This is a genomic window from Peribacillus sp. NJ4 (genome assembly GCF_030348345.1).
In the GTDB taxonomy this organism is placed as follows: Bacteria; Bacillota; Bacilli; order Bacillales; family DSM-1321; genus Peribacillus.
Genome location: NZ_JAUCFQ010000001.1, coordinates 600,031 through 619,416 on the forward strand (window position 1 = coordinate 600,031; position 19,386 = coordinate 619,416).

Consider the following 19,386-nt stretch of genomic DNA (forward strand, 5'->3'; position numbering starts at 1 on the left):
CTATGATATCATGTTCTTTGAAAATATTGAGCAGGTGATGAAGATATGGATACACAGCAAATGAATTTAGCGTTGGTTGCCGTTTTGCAAGAGTGGGATCCCTTCCAAATAGGTTGGGATTTATATGAACCGGAAATTGCAGATACAGTCGTAGCAATCCGGGATATAGATGACCCAAAGGAACTGGCGGAAAAAATAAAATCCATTTACGAGTTCGCGTTTGATGAATCCGTTCAGATGGAAAAATGCCTGGAAGTTGCACAGAAGCTGCTCATCATAAAAAATGATGCCAGCTGTTCGATCTAAAGGTGAAATAGGGTGTACCCGAATAAGGGTCACCTTTTTTATGTTGGGGTGGCTACTCCAAGAAACCCCTTAATTAATTGATACACTTCTTCCGGTTTCTCCTCTGGGAGGAGGTGCCCAGTATCCTCAATGACAACAAGCTCGGAATTAGGCAGGTCATCATGAAGCCTTTGGCCAACACTCAATGGCACCACTCTGTCATGCCTTCCCCAAATAAGCAGGCAAGGTGTATGGATATCACTAAGGTCCTCCTTCAGCAAATCGACTTCCTTATCTCGAAGCATCCTCCCCAAGGCACGGAAAATATCATGATTCTTTATGAATGGCCCCAGATAACCCTGCCGCATTTCATCGTCAATCATGGCCGGGTCATGGACGACATTTTTCAAGTTCTTTTCGATACCTGATTTTTGTAAATACCGTTTTATCCCGAATGAAAAGAAAGGCAGGTAACTGACCATTTTCATTTTTTCCGAATAGCCGGGCTGATAGCCTGAACCGGCAAGCAGAATGGCGTGGTCGACAAGATCAGGATATGATTTGATGAGCTGCAGGGAAATCTGCCCGCCCATGGAATGGCCGATGAGACTGAATTTCCTGATATTTTTCCCCTCTAAGAACAGAACGACGGATTTAGCAATGTTCCGGAATGAATATGTATATCGATAATCTTTTCCGCTTTGACCGAAGGGAGGGAGGTCTATAGAGATCACATTGAATTCCTTGATCAAATAGGGTACTAATTTACGGAAACTGAAGCTGGATGACAAAAACCCATGAAGCAGTACAAGGGTGGGGAGTGAATCATCCATTCGGTCATATTCAAAATAGATTTCCATATCATCCACCCGTTCCACGCCTTTGATTGTATGACTTTCCATAAAGATCCTCCTCCGTTAAAATGAAAGTCCATGTTAACCTGAATATCCCAAAAAAGGTCCTTTAATACTGTTGCATAACAGTAATTGTAATAATAACGATGAAAAAAGACAATTACTATAACAGGTCACCAACCAATTTTGATATAATAGTGTAAGTTTATCCTGACAGAATAGGACTTATTAATTTATATTGTCATATAGGATTGTAAAAAAGTCTAATAAGGTAATTCGTGAGACTATCTGCCAGCCAAACCATCACATTTAAATTAGTGAATTCCAAAAGGGGGTTTTTCCAATGCACTTGAATGAAGAGGAATTGGAAGTCTTGAGAATCATTGAAAATAACAGCCGGATTGATCTGAAGGATTTGGCTAAAATGACCGATCTATCAGAAGCGGACATTGAAATAACATTGAAGAAATTAGAAGATATGCGGGTTATTGTACGTTATTTAACCGTCATTAACTGGGCAAAAGTAGATGAATACCATGGTGTCACAGCCATGATTGATGTAAAAGTCACTCCAAAACGCGGTGTCGGTTTCGATGAGGTCGCAAAAAGGATTTACAAATTCAAAGAAGTCCAGTCCGTTTATCTAATGTCAGGGGCCTATGATCTTTCAGTCATTGTCGAAGGACGTTCGATGAACGAAGTGGCAAGCTTTGTTTCAGAAAAACTTTCGACACTGGATTCCGTCATTTCTACGACGACTCACTTCATTATGAAAAAATACAAGCACGATGGCACGATTTTTGACCAAACTGAAGAAGATAAGCGGATAGTGGTGTCACCATGATTAAAACGAGTTATGTTTCAAGGACGATTGCAGAGCTTAAACCATCAGGTATCCGCCGCTTTTTCGACCTGGCAGCCAATTTGGAAGGGGTCGTCTCACTTGGTGTGGGTGAACCGGATTTCGTTACATCTTGGGCTGTAAGGGAAGCGGCGATCAACTCCTTGGAGGAAGGGTATACCTCTTATACGGCTAATGCCGGATTATATGAATTAAGGTCGGAAATCAGCTGGTATATGGAAAAGCAGTTCCATGTTTCGTATAGACCAGAGGATCAAATCATTGTCACGGTCGGAGCAAGCCAGGCTCTCGACATTGCTTTGAGAACCATCCTGAATCCAGGCGAGGAAGTCATAGTCGTTGAACCATGTTTCGTCGCTTATGCACCGCTTGTGACCATGGCCGGGGGAATACCGGTGACGGTCCAAACTTCAAAGGAAGATGACTTTAAGCTGACTCCCGGGCAACTCGAAGCGGCGATCACCCCTAAAACGAAGGCCGTTTTAATCTGTTCGCCGAATAACCCAACGGGCACCCAGCTTGGGCAGGAAGAATTAGTGATGCTTGCTGACATCGTCAAAAAGCATGATTTATTGGTCATTTCCGATGAAATCTATGCCGAACTTGCTTATGATGAGAAATTCACCTCCTTTGCTGCCATTGACGGCATGCTTGAGAGGACAATTGTCATCAATGGGTTTTCGAAAGGGTTTGCGATGACTGGATGGCGTCTTGGGTTCGTTTGTGCACCTAAGGAAATTTCTGAAGCGATGCTTAAGCTTCATCAATATGCGATGATGTGTGCGCCGACCATTGCACAGCATGCTGCATTGGAAGCTTTGAAGCACGGAATGCAGGATGTGGAAGAAATGCGTCGGAGTTATCGGAGAAGACGAAATTTTATCGTGAAATCATTTAACGATATGGGTCTGGTTTGCCATAATCCTGGCGGGGCTTTTTATGCTTTTCCGTCCATCGAGAAAACGGGGATGACTTCGATGGAGTTTGCTGAAAAACTTCTGACGGAAGAACTTGTAGCCGTTGTACCGGGAGATGTGTTCGGGGAAAGCGGTGAAGGTCATATCCGCTGTTCCTATGCATCCTCCATGGAACAACTTCAAGAAGCACTTAGTAGGATGGAACGTTTCATGAAGAACCATTGCCAATAAAAGCAAAAAAATAGGGATCCGGCCTTTTCAAGCAGCCGGATCCCTTTCCATAGGGGGAATTAGAAAAAAGAGTTAATCTAATGGATTAACATAGAAAGTGTTAATCATAGTATATCCAGCACACTGAAAAAAAATACACACACTACGACATTTTTTGAATTAGGCTTTTGTATTATATAAAGTATGCATAACATTCAGAATTTGTTCTTCGCTAAAATCTTTAGCTGTTCTTAGAATGAGCTTTGCTTTTTTTGTTCCAACTTCTTCAATGAGCTTTTTGATGTCCTCGTCCACATCAGAAGCGTTCCCGGTTGGGGTATCCTCCAGGAATTCTGAAGCTGGAATGTCAAGAACGGTGGAAAGCCGTAAAATGGTTTGTGTATCAGGAATCGATTCACCGGATTCATACTTTTCAATCTTCTTGGTGCCGATTCGTAATTTTAGAGCCAGTTCCTGTTGAGTGAGGTTATGATCTTCTCGGTATTGCCGGATATTCTTCGCGATATTTGACATAGTCAGGCACTCCTTTTTCAGGAAATATTTTAGTAATGTAATTATTTTACCATATTATAACTTAAAGAGAAGTAATTGATTATGTAGGTTTTGTGAAAAAAATGCCGTCCCGAGATATATCGAGACGGCATTTTGGATGTTAAATGAGATTGATTGACTTAAGGAATACGAGTATGATCATGATCGGCACGATGTAGCGAATCAGGAAGTACCAAAGTTTAAAAAGTGATCGGCCGGAATCTGCGCCAGATTCGAACTCCCTTTGGACCTCGATCCTTTTCATTTGATAGCCGATGAAAAGGGATATGAACAAGGCGCCGACTGGCAGCGCGATATTGCTTGTCAGATAATCAGCCAAATCGAATATGGATAAATTGAAAATCTTCACATCCGAAAGCACCCCAAATGATAATGCGCTTGGAATCCCAATCAGGAACACGAGGATACCAGCTATCCAAGAAGCCTTCTTCCGCTTTGCAGTATCACCTTTGATCATGGCTGCCACAACGATTTCAAGTATCGAGAATGACGTTGTAAGGGTGGCAAATAATAATAAAATAAAGAAAATGGCCATGAAGATCCCGCCAAGCGCCATTTCATTAAAGACGGCAGGTAATACGACAAATACCAGTCCAGGCCCGCTTGATGGGCTGAAGCCTAGTGCGAAAACAGCCGGGAAGATAACTAAACCTGCCAACAAGGAAATGAAGATATTCAGTCCGACTACTGAAAAGGCCGATTTTGTAATATCCTCATTTTTACTTAAATAGGATGCGTAGGTTACCATCACTGAAACACCAACACTTAGCGCAAAGAAGGATTGGCCAAGTGCCAATAGGATCGTTTCCCCTGTTAAAGCGGAAAAGTCGGGCTTCAAGAAGAATTTCACACCCTCCATTGCTCCATCGAGAGTCAAGGAACGGATTAGAAGAATGATGAAAAGAATGAACAATGAAGGCATCATATATTTATTCGCTTTTTCAATTCCCTTGGATACGCCACCTTGCACGACCCAAATGGTAAAGACCATGAATAATAATTGAGCGATTACCGTTTCATAAGGATTGCTGATTATCGCATTAAAGAAGTTTCCATATTCCTCTTGAGTTAAGTTTGAGAGGGAACTTGTAAAGCTTCTTGCTAAATAAGAGATGATCCAGCCTCCAACCACACTGAAGAATGAAAGCAGAATGATGGAAGCGACGACACCGCCGTACCCAATCAAAACCCAAGGCTTTCCTGGGGCGATATGTTTATATGCGCTGATGGCATCTTTCTGTGCATTGCGGCCAATTGTGAATTCTGCAATTAATATGGGTGCACCGATAAGCAGGGTGAACAAAATGAAGAGCAGGAAAAAGACCCCTCCACCATTTTCCCCAGTCATATATGGGAGCTTCCAGATGGCACCCAATCCAATAGCGGATCCCGCGGCTGCCAGGATAAACCCAAGTTTTGAAGTCCATTGATCTTGTTTTGACATGATGGAAAAACTCCTTTAGATGTAAAAAATATCTAGCTGTAAATTACTTTCTTTAAAACATTTTCCCATCTTACTATGTTTATTAGGGATTGGATAGTGTTTTAATATTACAATCTTTAGAAAAATGAGTAAATATCTTAAGGGGAAATGAGGTTATTTGCAAATTTTTAGGATAAGTTATTAATAACGAGCTTATGATATTTATTATTTCCAAAAAACAAACATATTTAATGAGTAAAATCCCAAAAAGTATGGTATACTTAACTTTGATTATTTTCCAATTATGTGATATAATTTTTTATTGCGTGAAAAGACGAAAAAATATATATAAAATAGGAGTGTTACCATGTCTGAAAAATTCGAAATTGGTGCGGTAGTTACTGGTAAAGTTACTGGTATTCAACCATACGGTGCTTTTGTTGCTCTAGATGATTCAACTCAAGGTTTAGTTCATATTTCTGAAATTACTCACGGATTCGTTAAAGATATCAACGAACATTTAAAAGTGGGCGATGAAGTAAAAGTTAAAGTGCTTTCCATCGATTCAGCTGCAGGAAAAATCGGCTTATCGATCCGCGCTACAGAAGAAGCTCCTGAGCGTACTGAAGCTCCGAAAAAAGCTCCGAAAAAACGCCAAGCATCTGTTAAAGCGACATCTCACATCGAATCTACTGAAGGTTTCAACACATTGAAAGACAAACTTCAAGAGTGGATTGAACAATCTCAACGCGAAGACTTAATCAAAAAATAATTTTGTGAACCGGCAGATCCTTCGATCAGCCGGTTTTTTTTGTCCATTTTCATGATCAATGAAGATGTCCAGACCTAACTTGCCGCTTATAGATGGTATACAGGCATATGAATTAAATAAAGCCGGGTCATGTGTTTACCATGGTCCGGCTTTATTTTATAGAACATAAACAATGTCCATGGACTTAAGACTTTCAACGAGTAGGTTTGGTTTCAGGCTCCCTGGAAATTTCAGGACTTGGTTTAAAGAGAAGACCAAGATTAATGAGACCGGCAATTCCTACCAATCCATAAACGATGCGGGCCATTGCTGCATCTTGCCCTCCGAAAATTGAAGCGACCAAGTCAAATTGGAAAAAACCTATTAATCCCCAGTTGATTGCCCCGATTATAATAAGAACAAGTGCAGTTCTTTGTATTCCACTCATTGTACAGCCTCCCTTTTTGAGAAAATCAGTTCTTTACTTATCATGCTTTTTCATCATGTAAATATACATCCTTATAAAAGATGCGGGCGGATATTTTGTATTTATATGGAACATTGGTTCATAATGAAAAGAAAAACCAGCCATTGGCCAAATGGGCAATTTTATGGCCACAGATGGGGTCAATGAGGCACTAAAGGAGAGAAATCCATTGGAAAATTTCACTTATAAAAATCCTACTAAAGTAATTTTCGGGAAAAATCAGCTTGAAAGTTTAAAAACTGAAATTCCTGCTTATGGTCATAAAGTTTTACTTGTTTACGGTGGAGGAAGCATAAAGAAAAATGGCTTATATGATAAAGTGGTCAACGCATTGAAGGTGATTGATGCAGAGGTACACGAACTTTCCGGAGTTGAACCGAATCCACGCATCTCAACAGTCCGGAAAGGTGTGGATCTTTGTAAAGAAAAGGGTATCGACTTTGTCCTTGCTGTTGGAGGCGGAAGCGTTATTGATGCTACAAAGGCAATTGTGGCAGGTGCTAAATATGAGGGGGATCCATGGGATCTTGTCATTAAGGAGGCACCAGTGGTAGAGGCCCTTCCGTTTGGAACGGTGCTGACTTTAGCTGCAACCGGCTCCGAGGCAAATTCGGGCTCAGTCATAACAAACTGGGAAACGAAAGAGAAATATGGATGGGGAAGTCCATTGGTATTTCCTCAATTCTCGATTTTAGATCCCGAAAATACTTTTTCGGTGCCTAAAGATCAAACGGTATACGGAATGGTCGATATGATGTCACATGTGTTCGAAACGTATTTCCATCCGGAAACGCATGCACCCCTTCAAGACCGTTTCTGTGAATCGCTGTTATTGACCGTGATTGAAACGGCACCTAAACTATTGGAAGACCTAGAGAATTATGAGCACCGGGCTACTATCCTATATGCAGGAAATCTAGCCTTGAATGGTTCGCTTGGGGTTGGTTACAGTGGTGATTGGGCAACTCATAACATTGAACATGCCGTTTCAGCCGTTTATGACATCCCGCATGCCGGAGGATTGGCCATCTTATTCCCAAATTGGATGAAACATGTGCTCCATGAAAACGTCGCACGCTTTAAACAGGTTGCAGTCCGCGTGTTCCATGTGGACCCGGAAGGTAAAACGGATGAGGAAGCTGCACTTGAGGGCATTGAAAGGCTTAGGGCGTTTTGGAGCAGCTTAGGGGCGCCGACCAATCTTTCGGATTATGGCATCGATGACTCACAATTGGAAGTCATGGCTGATAAAGCGATGAGCAGAGGGGAATTTGGACGATTCAAAATCCTGAACCGTGAGGATGTCCTTGCCATTTTACGGGCTTCATTATAAATCAAGTGAAATGATCATTTCTCCCATCTTGTCAGGTGGGAGATTGCTGCATTATTCGTTATTTACTAAATCGATGTCTTGATTATGAGAATTACATCAGATAAAGTGAAAGGGAAACTTAAAATTAAAGGAGGAATTTGAATGGCCCATATTCGTTTCGATTATTCAAAAGCCCTACCGTTTTTCGGGGAGCATGAAATAACCTATTTACAGGATGCTGTAAAAGTGGCACACCATTCTCTGCATGAGCAGACAGGGGCAGGCAATGAATATCTTGGCTGGCTTGATTTACCCGCCAATTATGATAAAGAAGAGTTCTCAAGAATCAAAAAAGCGGCCGAAAAAATAAAAGAAGATTCAGATGTGTTGCTGGTTATCGGAATCGGTGGGTCATACCTGGGAGCACGTGCGGCAGTCGAGATGCTTCAACATAGTTTTTATAACATTTTGCCATCGGACAAAAGAAATACACCGCAAATTTTATTTGTGGGTAATAATATAAGCTCTACATATATGCAGGACGTAATGGACCTATTGGAAAATAGGGATTTCTCGATCAACGTCATCTCTAAATCCGGTACGACCACTGAACCTGCACTTGCCTTCAGGATTTTCCGGAAATTGCTGGAACAAAAATATGGGGTTGAAGAAGCTAAAGGCCGCATTTATGCGACCACTGATAAAGAAAAGGGCGCATTAAAAACGGTAGCAACGGAGGAAGGTTTCCAAACTTTCGTCATTCCTGATGATGTTGGCGGACGTTACTCGGTCTTAACGGCAGTAGGGCTGCTTCCGATTGCGGTCAGCGGGGCGGATATCGATCAAATCATGGAGGGAGCCGAGCAAGCCAGGGTGGAATTCAGTTCTTCCGAGCTAGCGGATAATCAGGCATACCAATATGCGGCGGTTCGAAATATCCTTTACAATAAAGGGAAAACCATTGAAATGCTGATAAACTATGAGCCTGGACTTCAATACTTCTCTGAGTGGTGGAAACAATTATTTGGAGAGAGTGAAGGAAAGGATCAAAAAGGGATCTTCCCTTCATCCGCTAACTTTTCGACTGACCTGCATTCATTAGGGCAGTATGTTCAGGAAGGGCGACGTGATCTTTTTGAAACAGTCATCAAAGTGGAGAAAGCCCGTCATGAAATTTCAATTGAAAAAGCGGGAAATGATTTGGATGGTCTGAATTACCTTTCAGGTGAAACGGTGCAATTCGTAAATAATAAAGCATTTGAGGGTACTCTGTTAGCCCATACGGACGGCGGCGTTCCCAATCTGATCCTATCGGTTCCTCAGCTCGATGCTTATACATTTGGCTACCTTGTATATTTCTTCGAGAAAGCTTGTGCAATGAGCGGTTACTTACTAGGTGTAAATCCATTTGATCAGCCTGGAGTGGAAGCATATAAGGTGAACATGTTTGCGCTTTTAGGCAAACCGGGTTATGAAGAGAAAAAAGCGGAGCTCGAAAAGCGCTTATAATAATAAAAAGGCATCAAGCTGGAATACATCCAGCTTGATGCTTTTTTTGGGTTGAACGCCAAAGGGTAAGAATAAACATATTCGATACTGGTATCGAAAATGAAAGTGGGGGATAAGTAGTATCGAGGTGCTAGAGAAACTGAGAACGGTTCCCGGGTCCGCAAGAAGCCTGCCTGCCGGATGGAAAGAAGAGCAGCAGAAGATCCGGTAATTACGACTGGAGGAGGAGAGGAGCGACGAAGCTGAAATAAAAGCGTAAGGAAAGCTTGGAAATCAGTGAGGAAGCCAATCTTCCTTTATGCCTGATCAAGGGAACGATAGAGTCATTCCAGGGGTTTTTTTAAAGGCCTTTTGGTTAAGCTAATAGAAAATTAGCGAAAGAGGTTTTTTACAATGATTAAAATTTCTTCTGAGTTGGAAGGGAAAACATTCGGTTTGTTCGATTTGGAGACGAAGTTAAAACCCGAAGGCTATGTGATAGGCGGAGGATGGGATTATGACCACGGGTCTTTTGATTATAAGATAGATGACAGTGATGGATACCAGTTCTTGCGAGTCCCTTTCAAGGCTGTTGATGGTTCACTCGATATGGATGGGGTAATGGTCGAATTTTTACAGCCGTTTTTGCTATCTCATAAGTACGAGGACGGTATTGACGGTGAAGGAAATATCGGAAACCTCTCCGCTTCCTTCAACCAGTTTGCTGAGCCGGAAAATCCGGATGCCGAATTTCCGGAAAACTATATCTCATATGGAAAAACGCTTGTCCGTGATTTGGAAAAGCTTTTATTACATTAATCTTCAATGATGAGCAGGGTGTCATTACGATGTATGATTACATCTGCAGGGGGCTTGATGAAAGTCTTGTCCCCTGAAATGATGCCAATCAATAAAATGTCCTGATCAAATAGCTTGACGCCCAGCTGTTTGAACGACATTTCCACCCAGTCATTCCGGACGGGCAGCTGTTTGAGGTTCAATCCATCCCAATCATTTTGCACTTCTGCATCCGCAATGATCCCTTTCGATAAGCAATCCTGCATATATTCACTCGCAAATTTATTCGTTTCCACTATACCGTCCGCTCCTGCTCGTAAAGCATTTTCCTTTTGTTCATGCGTTAATATCTCCACAAGGCAATACACATGCGGATTCAGTCCCTTGACAGCCAATAATGTTAATATCGAGAACATATCCGTTTGCAGCTCGTCTTGCTTGAGGTCAGCTGTGATAAGTACGCGTATGGCTTGTTTTATATTAGCTTTTTGCAAAACGGAATCCAATGTAGCTTTTCCTTGGACAAAGTGGATATTCGTTCTTGGAAGCGGATGCTTTTGCAGTGTATCATCTATAAGGACGATGGATTGATGATGTTTACGATCATGAATGTTTTGGATGATTCTCTTGGAACGGCCATTCCAGCCTACAATGATGATATGACCGCCGCCGCCGAATACTTTCTTTCCTGTTAGAAATTGCTGTTCATTGGAAATGGACATTTTAGCAATGAACGCAAAATAAGAGGTGATCAGGCCGGCTCCCGACAAAATGAGGACCATCCCAATTATTTTTCCAAGATTTGTAACGGGAGTAAAATCTCCGTAACCCACCGTTGACATTGTGACGATTGCCCACCAGATGCCATCAAGTAAAGTAGGGAATCTCTTCGGCTCCACAATGTGGATCAAGACCCCGAATGAGAGTAAAAATAATGCGATGATAGAAAGCAATCTGATGAAACGCGGAATTCTGGGAACGGCGCTGATGTATGTGCCGATTCGAATCATGTTTCTCACACCCCCTTAACTGTTCCTTTTAGTATGGTCAAAAAAGGCTTGGCTCATAAGGGAGCGGACAGACAAACTTTGAATGATGAATTTCGGCAGATTACCTGGAAAGTTGCGACTGAAATGATAAAAGCCCTCCGGCAATGCCGGAAGGCTTATTGGCTGAGTCACGTATCCTGAACTGGACTTCATGCTCGATATTTGATTATATGTCCGTTTGCGTCTTGGTATTCCAAAAATTTGACGATATAGGCTCAATCTGTTCTTAGACCCTTCTGCGTACGTTAAAATTATCACTGATGAGCAGCCAGTTTTGAGGGAAGGCCAGGCCGAGCTTCCAATAACTCATCCCCCTTAGGTTCAGTTCTTTGATTAAATCGAATTTTGCCTGAATGGATCTGGCATCCTCAAACCACACCTCATGCTGCCTATCCTCAATAGTATAGTTGAAGTGCGGGGCCTGTGCGGTTTCATCATACTCGATGGAAACATTATTTGCCGCCGCAATCTGGATGGCCTGCTGCGGACTCACGGCCTTGGCGGTGGATCCCTGTACAAAAGGCAGGGTCCAATCATAGCCATATAGATTCTGCCCCATCAGGATCTTATTGGAGGGAATATCGGTGACGGCATATTCGAGAACATCCCGAACCGGTCCAATAGGGGACACGGCCATTGCAGGTCCTCCGCTATATCCCCATTCATAAGTCATGATGATAACGAAGTCGACGATTTCACCATGTGCTTTATAGTCATGTGCTTCATACCAACTGCCTTTTTGTTCAGCACTTGTTTTAGGGGCAAGTGCCGTGGAAATGAACCAGCCTTCTTTCTTGAATCGATCCCTGGCTTTTCGGAGAAATTGATTATAGGCTTCTTTATCGGCCGGCCTTAAAAACTCAAAGTCAAAGTGAATATCCCGGAATCCATATTTCTTTGCCGTTGTAACGATATTGTTCAGGAACTTATTCTGAACAGAAGTATTCGTCAAGATGATTTGCCCGAGCTCATCGCTGAATTGGTCATTTTCCTGATTCGTGATCACCATCATTAAAACATTTTTATTTTCTCTGGCGATGGCAGGGAAGTCATCGAGCAAAGGCTCTTTTAAGGAGCCGTCACGAAGCGCCTGGAAGCTGAATGGGGCTAAATAGGTTAAATAGGGCGCAGCTTCCCTTGCAGCCGTTACAAGGGCCGGTGCGACCGTCGTACCCCTAGGCTCGACATAACCGTTGAATTCGGCGGTCCTTTTCTTCCGTGCCGGAATATAGAGTCGATATCCAACGGATAAGACTTGATTTTCGGGAATGCCATTTATTTTTGCCAACTCTTGAAAAGGGACATCAACCTTTTGGGAAATGGAATAAAGACTATCACCCGGTTGAACGAAATAATAGCTGCCGACTATTGGAATGACAAGGGCCTGCCCCGAAACAAGGTTAGTTGGGTTAGGAATCTTATTCGTTTCCACGAGCCTGTCAACGGTTACGCTGTACGTCTGGGCGATGCCATATAACGTCTGGCCTGGCCTAACCACATGTATTTGCAATTCTTTTCCCTCCTACTGTACTGAAAGTTTCCTAACAGTTTATGAACATAATAAGAAAATCATGATAAAGAGCTTTGGATTGAAGGGCCGTAAAGAAAAAAATACAATAAATTGGCAATAATAATTTAAGCTTAAAATGCTAATTAATATTAGTAGGAGGTGAAAACACATGGCAAACAACAATAACAGCAATCAACTAGTAGTAGCTGGTGCAGAGCAAGCTCTACAACAAATGAAGAATGAAATCGCTAGTGAATTTGGTGTAAACCTAGGTGCTGACACTACTTCTCGCGCTAACGGATCTGTTGGTGGGGAAATCACAAAACGTTTAGTGCAAATGGCTGAGCAACAATTAGGTGGATATTCTCGTTAATTAATTGAATAAAAATGGATTAGAAAGAGAAGGGGCTTCGCTCCTTCTCTTTCGCATTGTTCAGCCGTGTGACTGCCAAGCCTTTAAAATCTTGATTGCCTTTTCAGGGAAATCGGTCATGATAACATCGACATCCAATTCTGCAAGCTTGACGATGTCAGCTTCATCATTGGCGACCCATGGCCGGACTTTGTATCCAAGTTTTTTCGCTTTTTCACTAACTGCCGGGGTCAGGCTGTTTTTATCTGGATGAAACCCTGATTCTTTTTTATCACGTAAGATTTCTTCGAAGTTTTCAGGAAGCCCCTCGAACAATAATGCACGTTCAAGTTCCGGGGCTAGCATCTTCACTTTTTCAATGGATTGATGGTTGAAGGAAGAGAGGATCACCCGATTTTCCATTCGATATTGCCGAATTAAATCAATGATTTTCTGTTCAATCCCTTCGTAAGCGAGTTTATCCGTTTTGATTTCGATATTCATCAATAAAGCATTTCCCTTTGCCCATTCGAAAACTTCCATTAAAAAAGGAATCGGCTCCCCAAGGAATTCCTTGGAAAATTTGCTCCCGGCATCCGCCGTTTTCAGCTGTTGTGACGAATGATCTTTTACATAACCAGTAAGGGTGGTCGTTCGATCTAATGTTTCATCATGGATGATGACCAATTCACCATCAGAACTGAGATGGACGTCGAACTCGATCCCCTCGGCACCGATTTCTGCCGCCTCTTGAAATGCAGCCATGGTATTTTCAGGATGCGTCCCCTTTGACCCTCTATGGGCGAAAATCAGTATGTTTTGCAAAATCATCACTTCCCCTTTAAACTTTATCTTGAACCCTATCATACATGTACCCGTAAATTGTTTCAGCAATGTTTAATAGACAATATTTTAAACAACGAGTAAAATACATATGATATTTCCATAAATAGGTGTTCGAATTATGAGGTGAATAAAATGAATATGTGGGAAATTTTTGTTGCGGTTATCCTTGGTCTTGTTGAGGGGTTAACTGAATTTGCTCCTGTATCGTCTACAGGGCATATGATTATCGTCGATGATTTATGGCTGAATTCGAAAGAGCTTTTCGGGAGTGAAGTGGCCAATGCGTTCAAGGTGGTCATCCAGCTTGGTTCGATACTTGCCGTAGTCGTGCTCTTCTGGGGACGATTCATGGACTTGCTTGGTTTAAGGAAGCTGAAAGGCACATCCGCTGTGAACGGCCCAAAGCTTAACCTATTGCAGATCCTTGTCGGATTGCTACCGGCGGGCGTTTTAGGTCTATTATTCGAAGATTACATTGATGAAAATCTATTTACCATGAAGACGGTTATCGTCGGGTTGTTCTTGGGCGCATTTTTGATGATTGCTGCAGATAAATTCCGTCCAAAGCTGACTGCAGAAACGGTTGACCAAATCACTTATAAACAAGCTCTCGGTGTAGGGTTAATCCAATGTTTATCTCTATGGCCGGGATTCTCTCGTTCAGGTTCAACGATATCAGGCGGTGTGCTATTAGGGATGAGCTATCGGGCTGCTTCCGATTTCACGTTCATCATGGCAGTGCCGATCATGGCTGGGGCCAGTCTGTTGAAAATCGTGAAGTACTGGGATAATTTCACGCCTGAAGTTCTGCCATTCTTTATTGCAGGTTTCATAAGCGCATTTATCTTTGCGTTAATCTGTATCCGCTTTTTCTTGATTTTAATCGATAAAGTTAAATTGACTCCTTTTGCCATCTACCGGATTGTCTTGGCGATTGTGCTTCTATTCATTATTTGGTAATACGAAATGAAGCTTGAAAGTGGAGTGGAACCACCCCGTTGATTTGGGGTGGTTTTTTTGCGTCCCTAGAAAAATGCTGGAATCTCACAAATATATATAACGAATGATAACTTTATTTTGTGATTTTTAATTCGTGATTATTGAGCTAAATAACGAATAATCTTTTGTAAATAAAAAAATATTCGGCTTTTAGCGTAGTTTCAGTCATATTTAGTAAAAAAAATATAAATGTAATAAAGCGCCTTGAGCGTAGTAATACCAATGTGTCTGAGTTTTTATTGGAATATTCAAATGATTACATAAACTATTTTCGTATAATTTATATGATATAATTTTAGTATAAAATAAGTACATGTGTACACCTGGGGGGGACAACATGGGAAATGACCAATTGAAAAAAACGATTGGCTTTTGGGTTGGAACATCTATTGTAGTTGGTACAGTTATCGGTTCTGGTATTTTCATGAGACCTGGTGACGTGCTTGAGTTAAGTGGTAATTCAACTATGGCCTTATTAGCTTGGCTGATAGGTGGTCTGATTACCCTGGCAAGCGGATTGACGATTGCGGAAGTGAGTACCCGGATTCCTAAAACGGGTGGCTTATATGTTTATATGGAAGAAGTGTACGGAAAAGCATGGGGATTCCTATGCGGCTGGGTTCAAACATTGGTATATGGACCTGCAGTCATGGGTGCCCTCAGTTTATATTTCGGATTATTAGTCGCAGGAATATTTAATATTGCTTCAGATTACGCTTGGGTAATAGGGATTCTTACGATCGTGTTTTTAGCAGGCATGAATCTGCTGGGGACAAAATACGGCGGTATGATACAAGCCTTATCGACCGTTGCTAAATTGATTCCCATCATATTCATAGCAGTGTTCGGTATCGCACAGGGTGATATGCCTGTATTCAATGTCAATAGTGAAAGTTCAATGAAAATCAGCATGGCCGGTGCGATTTTGGCTACGCTCTGGGCATATGATGGTTGGATGAACGTCGGCTTCATGGCAGGGGAAATGAAAAACCCGCAGAAAACGTTGCCGCGTGCGATCATAACGGGAATAGTCGTGGTCATGGTCGCTTACTTAGCTGTTAACCTTGCCATGCTTCATGTATTGGGAGCAGAGGGAGTCATAGCTCATGGAACGAATGCAGCGAATGTTGCGGCAACGCTTCTATTTGGTGAATTGGGCGGGAAATTGATATCAATCGGAATAGCGATTTCCATTTTCGGTTGCTTGAACGGAAAACTCCTGACCTTCCCGCGCATAACCTTGGCGATGGCGACTGATAAAATGATGCCTGGGCATAAACAAATCGGGAAAATATCGCCCAAGTTTAAAACGCCTGTAAATGCAACGATATTACAAGTGTTCATTGCAATCATCATGATGGTTGCAGCAGACCCTGACAAACTTACCAATATGGCCGTATTCTCTGTCTTCTGTTTTTATGGATTAGCATTCTTTGCGGTCTTCATCTTACGCAAGAAAGATCCGGATGCGAAAACTTATAAAGTTCCATTTTACCCATTGATTCCTATTGTAGCGATTGCTGGCGCAATATATATTGTTGTAAGCACATTAATCGATACGCCTTTAAATGCCCTGTACTCTGTGATCATCCTCATTATAGGTATGCCTGTGTACTGGCTGCTTAAAAAAAGTGAGCGGAATGATAAACGGTCATATTAATGAAAAACCCTTCACTCAGTGCAGTGAAGGGTTTTTTTAGGATTGCTGGAACTGAACTTTCCCTTTGGCCATAAGTGGCGAAATAGACAACTCAGGAAGTTCGTATTAACATAGGGGGAAAGTTTAATAGTGAAGGGTCTGAACAAAAGTGAATTATATCGAGCCTGCTGGAAAATCATTCAGGAAAACAATCTTGGCTTTATTTCTTGGTAGCTTTGTAACGTTTGCCGATCTATATAGTACCCAACCGGTCATTCCGGTATTCGCAAAGCAATTCGGAGTCTCTCCTGCTATGGCAAGTCTTACATTATCTTTCGCAACGGGGACGCTTGCCATTTGTTTATTGCTAGTTTCCTTTTTCTCGGAAAATATCGATAGGAAAAAAATAATGGGGACAGCGCTCACCCTGTCTGCATTGTTATCCATATGTGTAAGCTTCATCCAGGATGACCTATACATACTTATTGCAATACGGGCGGTTCAAGGAGCGGTGCTTGCTGGTTTCCCGGCAATTGCGATGGCCTATATCAATGAAGAGTTCCATCCGAAAAGTCTGGGCTATGTGATGGGGATTTACGTGAGTGGGTCGAGTATCGGCGGATTGGCTGGCAGGTTGATTGTCGGGGTGCTGACCGATCATTTCTCATGGAACATAGCGATTGGCAGCCTTGGAGCTTTAAGTTTGATCATCAGTCTGGCTTTTTGGTGGATGCTTCCGCCTTCGCAGCATGCAGTTCGCGTAGGAGTCTCATTGTCGAGAATAAAAACCTCCCTCATTAATAACTTAAGGAATGGCAGACTAGTACTCTTATTCGGTATGGCCTTCCTATTAATGGGCTCGTTTGTTACCGTTTATAACTTTGTGGGTATACCTTTAATGGGACCGCCATATCATTTATCACAGACATTGATTGGCTTCATTTTCATCATCTATCTTGTGGGGACATTTAGTTCTACATGGATGGGGAAGCTTGCCGATCAATATAGTCGGAGGCTTGTACTTCTTATAGGAATCGCAATCATGCTGATGGGGGCCCTTTTAACCCTATTGGATCCACTTTTGCTGAAAATAATGGGGCTTGCCTTGTTAACATTTGGCTTTTTTGGAGCTCATTCAATTGCGAGCAGCTGGGTTGGAAGTTTAGCCGATAAAAGTGAAAAAGCACAAGCATCCGCATTATATCTCCTGTTTTACTATGCGGGATCAAGTGTAGTGGGGGCATCAGGCGGTTTATTCCTGATGAAGTTCGGTTGGGTAGGGGTCATCTCGGCAGTATCCATTTTAATCATCCTGGCTGCTGCTTGTGCCATGATGGTTGAAAAAGTGAAAATCGTTAAATAAAATGATCTTTTCTATCATGATTTTCCGGAATCCTGAATATAATCTAGTGAAAAAGGATATTGAATAATAGATTGATAAGAGAAGAGGGTAATAGATAGAGTGAAACGAAAAGTAGTAATTCTCATTGGGTTAATAGTCGTATTAATTATTTTATTCGTTGTATACTTAACAAGTCCTGGCAGATTGGAAAAGGTGGAGATTGTTGAAAAATACTATCCTCATTTCTCCGATGGCAAGGCAGTCGGTTTTAAGACGAACGAAGTCATTGATGTGACGGAGACCGAAGAGGGATCCAATTGCGCAATGAAATTCGACAATGGGAAAACGTTGGAAATTGATTGTGACCGTTATTTAACATACAAAATTGATGAAACAGTCTATATTACCACTGAAGGGAACCATGTGAAGGAGATTCGGAGAAAAAGATAGGGACAGGAAGAGCTGGGTTTGCTTAAATAACAAACTCAGCTCTTTTATTTATCCATTCAAAAACCCAGACCACATTGGACTGGGCTTTTTCATTTTTTATCTTTACTTTTATCCTTTTTGTTACGCCGAAGTACATCCAATAATCTGCGGCTGTTATTTTTACTGTTTATGAGTTCGACTAAATCGCTCATGTTTTCAGATTCAAAGTCTTGTTGATCTTTTTTCATGGTAATCCCTCCAAGTCATATGTCATAATACCCTTATTCAGAAAAGGGTAAACGTCTATTATCATATTGGTAATAGAAGGTTTTATACCCATAACCATTAACTATTTGATAAAATGTGATGAAAGCCCTGTATGGGAGGTCTACATGGAAGAATTAAGAATGATCGGTGAAAAAATTCAAAAATTTAAATATATCTTAGTGGAGCATATCGAGTTGTTCGAAGAAGATGTCCCGCTCTATGATTTTGAAACCAGTAAAAAGGTAAGGTCAGAGCTTATTCAAATCCATGCAGATGCCTTAATCCATGGAAAGTCACAAGCGATGGAACGTATGAAAATAACGGGTATGGAAATAGGAAAGCGCGTCGTGGATATGGGTATTCCTTTAGATAAGAATATTGAGGAAGCTCAGCTGGTACGTAATCTTTTCTGGAGTTTCATTGAAGAAGAAGTAAGCAACCGCTACTACTCCATTGAAATTTTGCTAAAGGCAAGTTCGATAATTGATGCGATCCTGGACCAATTCATACACTGTGTGAGTATAAGTTACGTGAATCATTATAAAGAAATGGCAAGAATGGCAAACGATTCTTTGCAGAAGATAAAAGAAAACCAGGAAGTCATGGAAGAATTGGCCACTCCGATCGTTCAGACCGTTTTAAAGGATGTCCTGCTCTTACCATTGATCGGGCGCATTGATGATTGGAGAATGGAGCCGATGCAATCGACTGTACTGCAAAAATGTGCAGATCTGCATGCGGAAGTATTGATTATCGATTTCTCCGGGATTACCTTTACGAAGGAAAGCAATGTGCTCTCCCTTTTAGATAAACTAGTGGGGGCACTGGCGTTGATGGGTACGGAAACGATGTTTGTCGGTTTTACCCCTGATGTGGTGAAAGAGATAATCAAACTCGATTTCACTAATCAGGTAAAAGCTTTTCTATCGTTCAGGCAGGCTATGGAATATCTGTTTAAACAAAGAGGGCTGGCTCTTCAGCCGGTATGATGGG

The 19,386-nt window shown here is 41.8% G+C and carries 21 protein-coding genes; 13 read left to right on the top strand and 8 right to left on the bottom strand.

From position 1 onward, the window contains the following. Positions 1 to 45: 45 nt before the first annotated feature. A complete protein-coding gene (locus QUF94_RS02960; protein WP_289314545.1) occupies positions 46 to 306 on the top strand; it encodes a DUF1871 family protein in 261 nt (86 codons plus the stop codon). A gap of 38 nt (positions 307 to 344) precedes the next feature. On the opposite strand, the gene QUF94_RS02965 is transcribed toward QUF94_RS02960, so the two are convergent. Next, entirely contained in the window at positions 345 to 1,187 is an 843-nt protein-coding gene (locus tag QUF94_RS02965; RefSeq protein WP_289314546.1) for an alpha/beta fold hydrolase, read from the bottom strand. A gap of 295 nt (positions 1,188 to 1,482) precedes the next feature. Between QUF94_RS02965 and QUF94_RS02970 the strand changes: the two genes are divergently transcribed. After that, positions 1,483 to 1,983 (top strand): Lrp/AsnC family transcriptional regulator, encoded by a 501-nt coding sequence (locus QUF94_RS02970; protein WP_100533585.1) that lies wholly within the window; start codon positions 1,483 to 1,485, stop codon positions 1,981 to 1,983. Then, positions 1,980 to 3,149, top strand: coding sequence for an aminotransferase (locus QUF94_RS02975; protein ID WP_289314547.1), 1,170 nt, complete (start codon positions 1,980 to 1,982; stop codon positions 3,147 to 3,149). The genes QUF94_RS02970 and QUF94_RS02975 overlap by 4 nt, the downstream gene beginning before the upstream one ends. 159 nt (positions 3,150 to 3,308) lie before the next feature. On the opposite strand, the gene QUF94_RS02980 is transcribed toward QUF94_RS02975, so the two are convergent. Continuing rightward, on the bottom strand, positions 3,309 to 3,662 hold the full coding sequence (locus QUF94_RS02980; protein ID WP_289314548.1) for a helix-turn-helix domain-containing protein: 354 nt from the start codon (positions 3,660 to 3,662) through the stop codon (positions 3,309 to 3,311). Positions 3,663 to 3,801: 139 nt separating this feature from the next. Then, a complete protein-coding gene (locus QUF94_RS02985) occupies positions 3,802 to 5,145 on the bottom strand; it encodes a sodium-dependent transporter (protein ID WP_289314549.1) in 1,344 nt (447 codons plus the stop codon). Between the two features lie 346 nt (positions 5,146 to 5,491). On the opposite strand from QUF94_RS02985, the gene yugI reads away from it, so the two are divergent. After that, on the top strand, positions 5,492 to 5,896 hold the full coding sequence (gene yugI / locus QUF94_RS02990) for a S1 domain-containing post-transcriptional regulator GSP13 (RefSeq protein WP_061143894.1): 405 nt from the start codon (positions 5,492 to 5,494) through the stop codon (positions 5,894 to 5,896). 193 nt (positions 5,897 to 6,089) lie between these two features. Here yugI and QUF94_RS02995 read toward each other — a convergent pair whose 3' ends face one another. Beyond that, positions 6,090 to 6,323: a DUF378 domain-containing protein gene (locus QUF94_RS02995; protein WP_289314550.1), complete on the bottom strand. Its 234-nt coding sequence runs from the start codon at positions 6,321 to 6,323 to the stop codon at positions 6,090 to 6,092. Between the two features lie 208 nt (positions 6,324 to 6,531). Between QUF94_RS02995 and QUF94_RS03000 the strand changes: the two genes are divergently transcribed. The 3 genes from QUF94_RS03000 to QUF94_RS03010 all read left to right on the top strand — a co-directional run bounded on the left by QUF94_RS03000 (position 6,532) and on the right by QUF94_RS03010 (position 9,981). Next, complete coding sequence (locus QUF94_RS03000; RefSeq protein ID WP_289314551.1) at positions 6,532 to 7,695, top strand: iron-containing alcohol dehydrogenase; 1,164 nt, start codon at positions 6,532 to 6,534, stop codon at positions 7,693 to 7,695. A gap of 141 nt (positions 7,696 to 7,836) precedes the next feature. Next, complete coding sequence (locus tag QUF94_RS03005) at positions 7,837 to 9,183, top strand: glucose-6-phosphate isomerase (protein ID WP_289314552.1); 1,347 nt, start codon at positions 7,837 to 7,839, stop codon at positions 9,181 to 9,183. A gap of 393 nt (positions 9,184 to 9,576) precedes the next feature. Beyond that, on the top strand, positions 9,577 to 9,981 hold the full coding sequence (locus QUF94_RS03010) for a YugN-like family protein (protein WP_289314553.1): 405 nt from the start codon (positions 9,577 to 9,579) through the stop codon (positions 9,979 to 9,981). On the opposite strand, the gene QUF94_RS03015 is transcribed toward QUF94_RS03010, so the two are convergent. Together QUF94_RS03015 and QUF94_RS03020 are read right to left on the bottom strand one after the other, a co-directional pair. After that, positions 9,978 to 10,970, bottom strand: coding sequence for a potassium channel family protein (locus tag QUF94_RS03015; RefSeq protein WP_289314554.1), 993 nt, complete (start codon positions 10,968 to 10,970; stop codon positions 9,978 to 9,980). The genes QUF94_RS03010 and QUF94_RS03015 overlap by 4 nt on opposite strands. Positions 10,971 to 11,235: 265 nt before the next feature. After that, positions 11,236 to 12,519, bottom strand: a complete 1,284-nt coding sequence (locus QUF94_RS03020) for a glycoside hydrolase family 18 protein (RefSeq protein ID WP_289314555.1) — start codon at positions 12,517 to 12,519, stop codon at positions 11,236 to 11,238. Positions 12,520 to 12,688: 169 nt separating this feature from the next. On the opposite strand from QUF94_RS03020, the gene QUF94_RS03025 reads away from it, so the two are divergent. Further along, complete coding sequence (locus QUF94_RS03025) at positions 12,689 to 12,892, top strand: alpha/beta-type small acid-soluble spore protein (protein WP_057278019.1); 204 nt, start codon at positions 12,689 to 12,691, stop codon at positions 12,890 to 12,892. 60 nt (positions 12,893 to 12,952) lie between these two features. Here QUF94_RS03025 and QUF94_RS03030 read toward each other — a convergent pair whose 3' ends face one another. After that, positions 12,953 to 13,702 (bottom strand): glycerophosphodiester phosphodiesterase, encoded by a 750-nt coding sequence (locus QUF94_RS03030; RefSeq protein WP_289314556.1) that lies wholly within the window; start codon positions 13,700 to 13,702, stop codon positions 12,953 to 12,955. A gap of 147 nt (positions 13,703 to 13,849) precedes the next feature. On the opposite strand from QUF94_RS03030, the gene QUF94_RS03035 reads away from it, so the two are divergent. The 4 genes from QUF94_RS03035 (at position 13,850) to QUF94_RS03050 (ending at position 18,147) form a co-directional block, all read left to right on the top strand. Then, positions 13,850 to 14,677: an undecaprenyl-diphosphate phosphatase gene (locus tag QUF94_RS03035; protein WP_289314557.1), complete on the top strand. Its 828-nt coding sequence runs from the start codon at positions 13,850 to 13,852 to the stop codon at positions 14,675 to 14,677. Between the two features lie 376 nt (positions 14,678 to 15,053). Continuing rightward, positions 15,054 to 16,376 (top strand): APC family permease, encoded by a 1,323-nt coding sequence (locus tag QUF94_RS03040; protein WP_289314558.1) that lies wholly within the window; start codon positions 15,054 to 15,056, stop codon positions 16,374 to 16,376. A gap of 148 nt (positions 16,377 to 16,524) precedes the next feature. Further along, on the top strand, positions 16,525 to 17,718 hold the full coding sequence (locus QUF94_RS03045; RefSeq protein ID WP_289314559.1) for an MFS transporter: 1,194 nt from the start codon (positions 16,525 to 16,527) through the stop codon (positions 17,716 to 17,718). 99 nt (positions 17,719 to 17,817) lie between these two features. After that, positions 17,818 to 18,147, top strand: coding sequence for a hypothetical protein (locus QUF94_RS03050; protein ID WP_289314560.1), 330 nt, complete (start codon positions 17,818 to 17,820; stop codon positions 18,145 to 18,147). 89 nt (positions 18,148 to 18,236) lie between these two features. Here the strand turns inward: QUF94_RS03050 and QUF94_RS03055 are convergent, their stop codons facing one another. Then, positions 18,237 to 18,374, bottom strand: a complete 138-nt coding sequence (locus QUF94_RS03055) for a hypothetical protein (RefSeq protein WP_289314561.1) — start codon at positions 18,372 to 18,374, stop codon at positions 18,237 to 18,239. Positions 18,375 to 18,518: 144 nt separating this feature from the next. Between QUF94_RS03055 and QUF94_RS03060 the strand changes: the two genes are divergently transcribed. Next, positions 18,519 to 19,382 carry an STAS domain-containing protein gene (locus QUF94_RS03060; RefSeq protein ID WP_289314562.1) on the top strand — a complete coding sequence of 288 codons (864 nt, stop codon included), beginning with the start codon at positions 18,519 to 18,521 and terminating at the stop codon, positions 19,380 to 19,382. Positions 19,383 to 19,386: the final 4 nt, after the last annotated feature.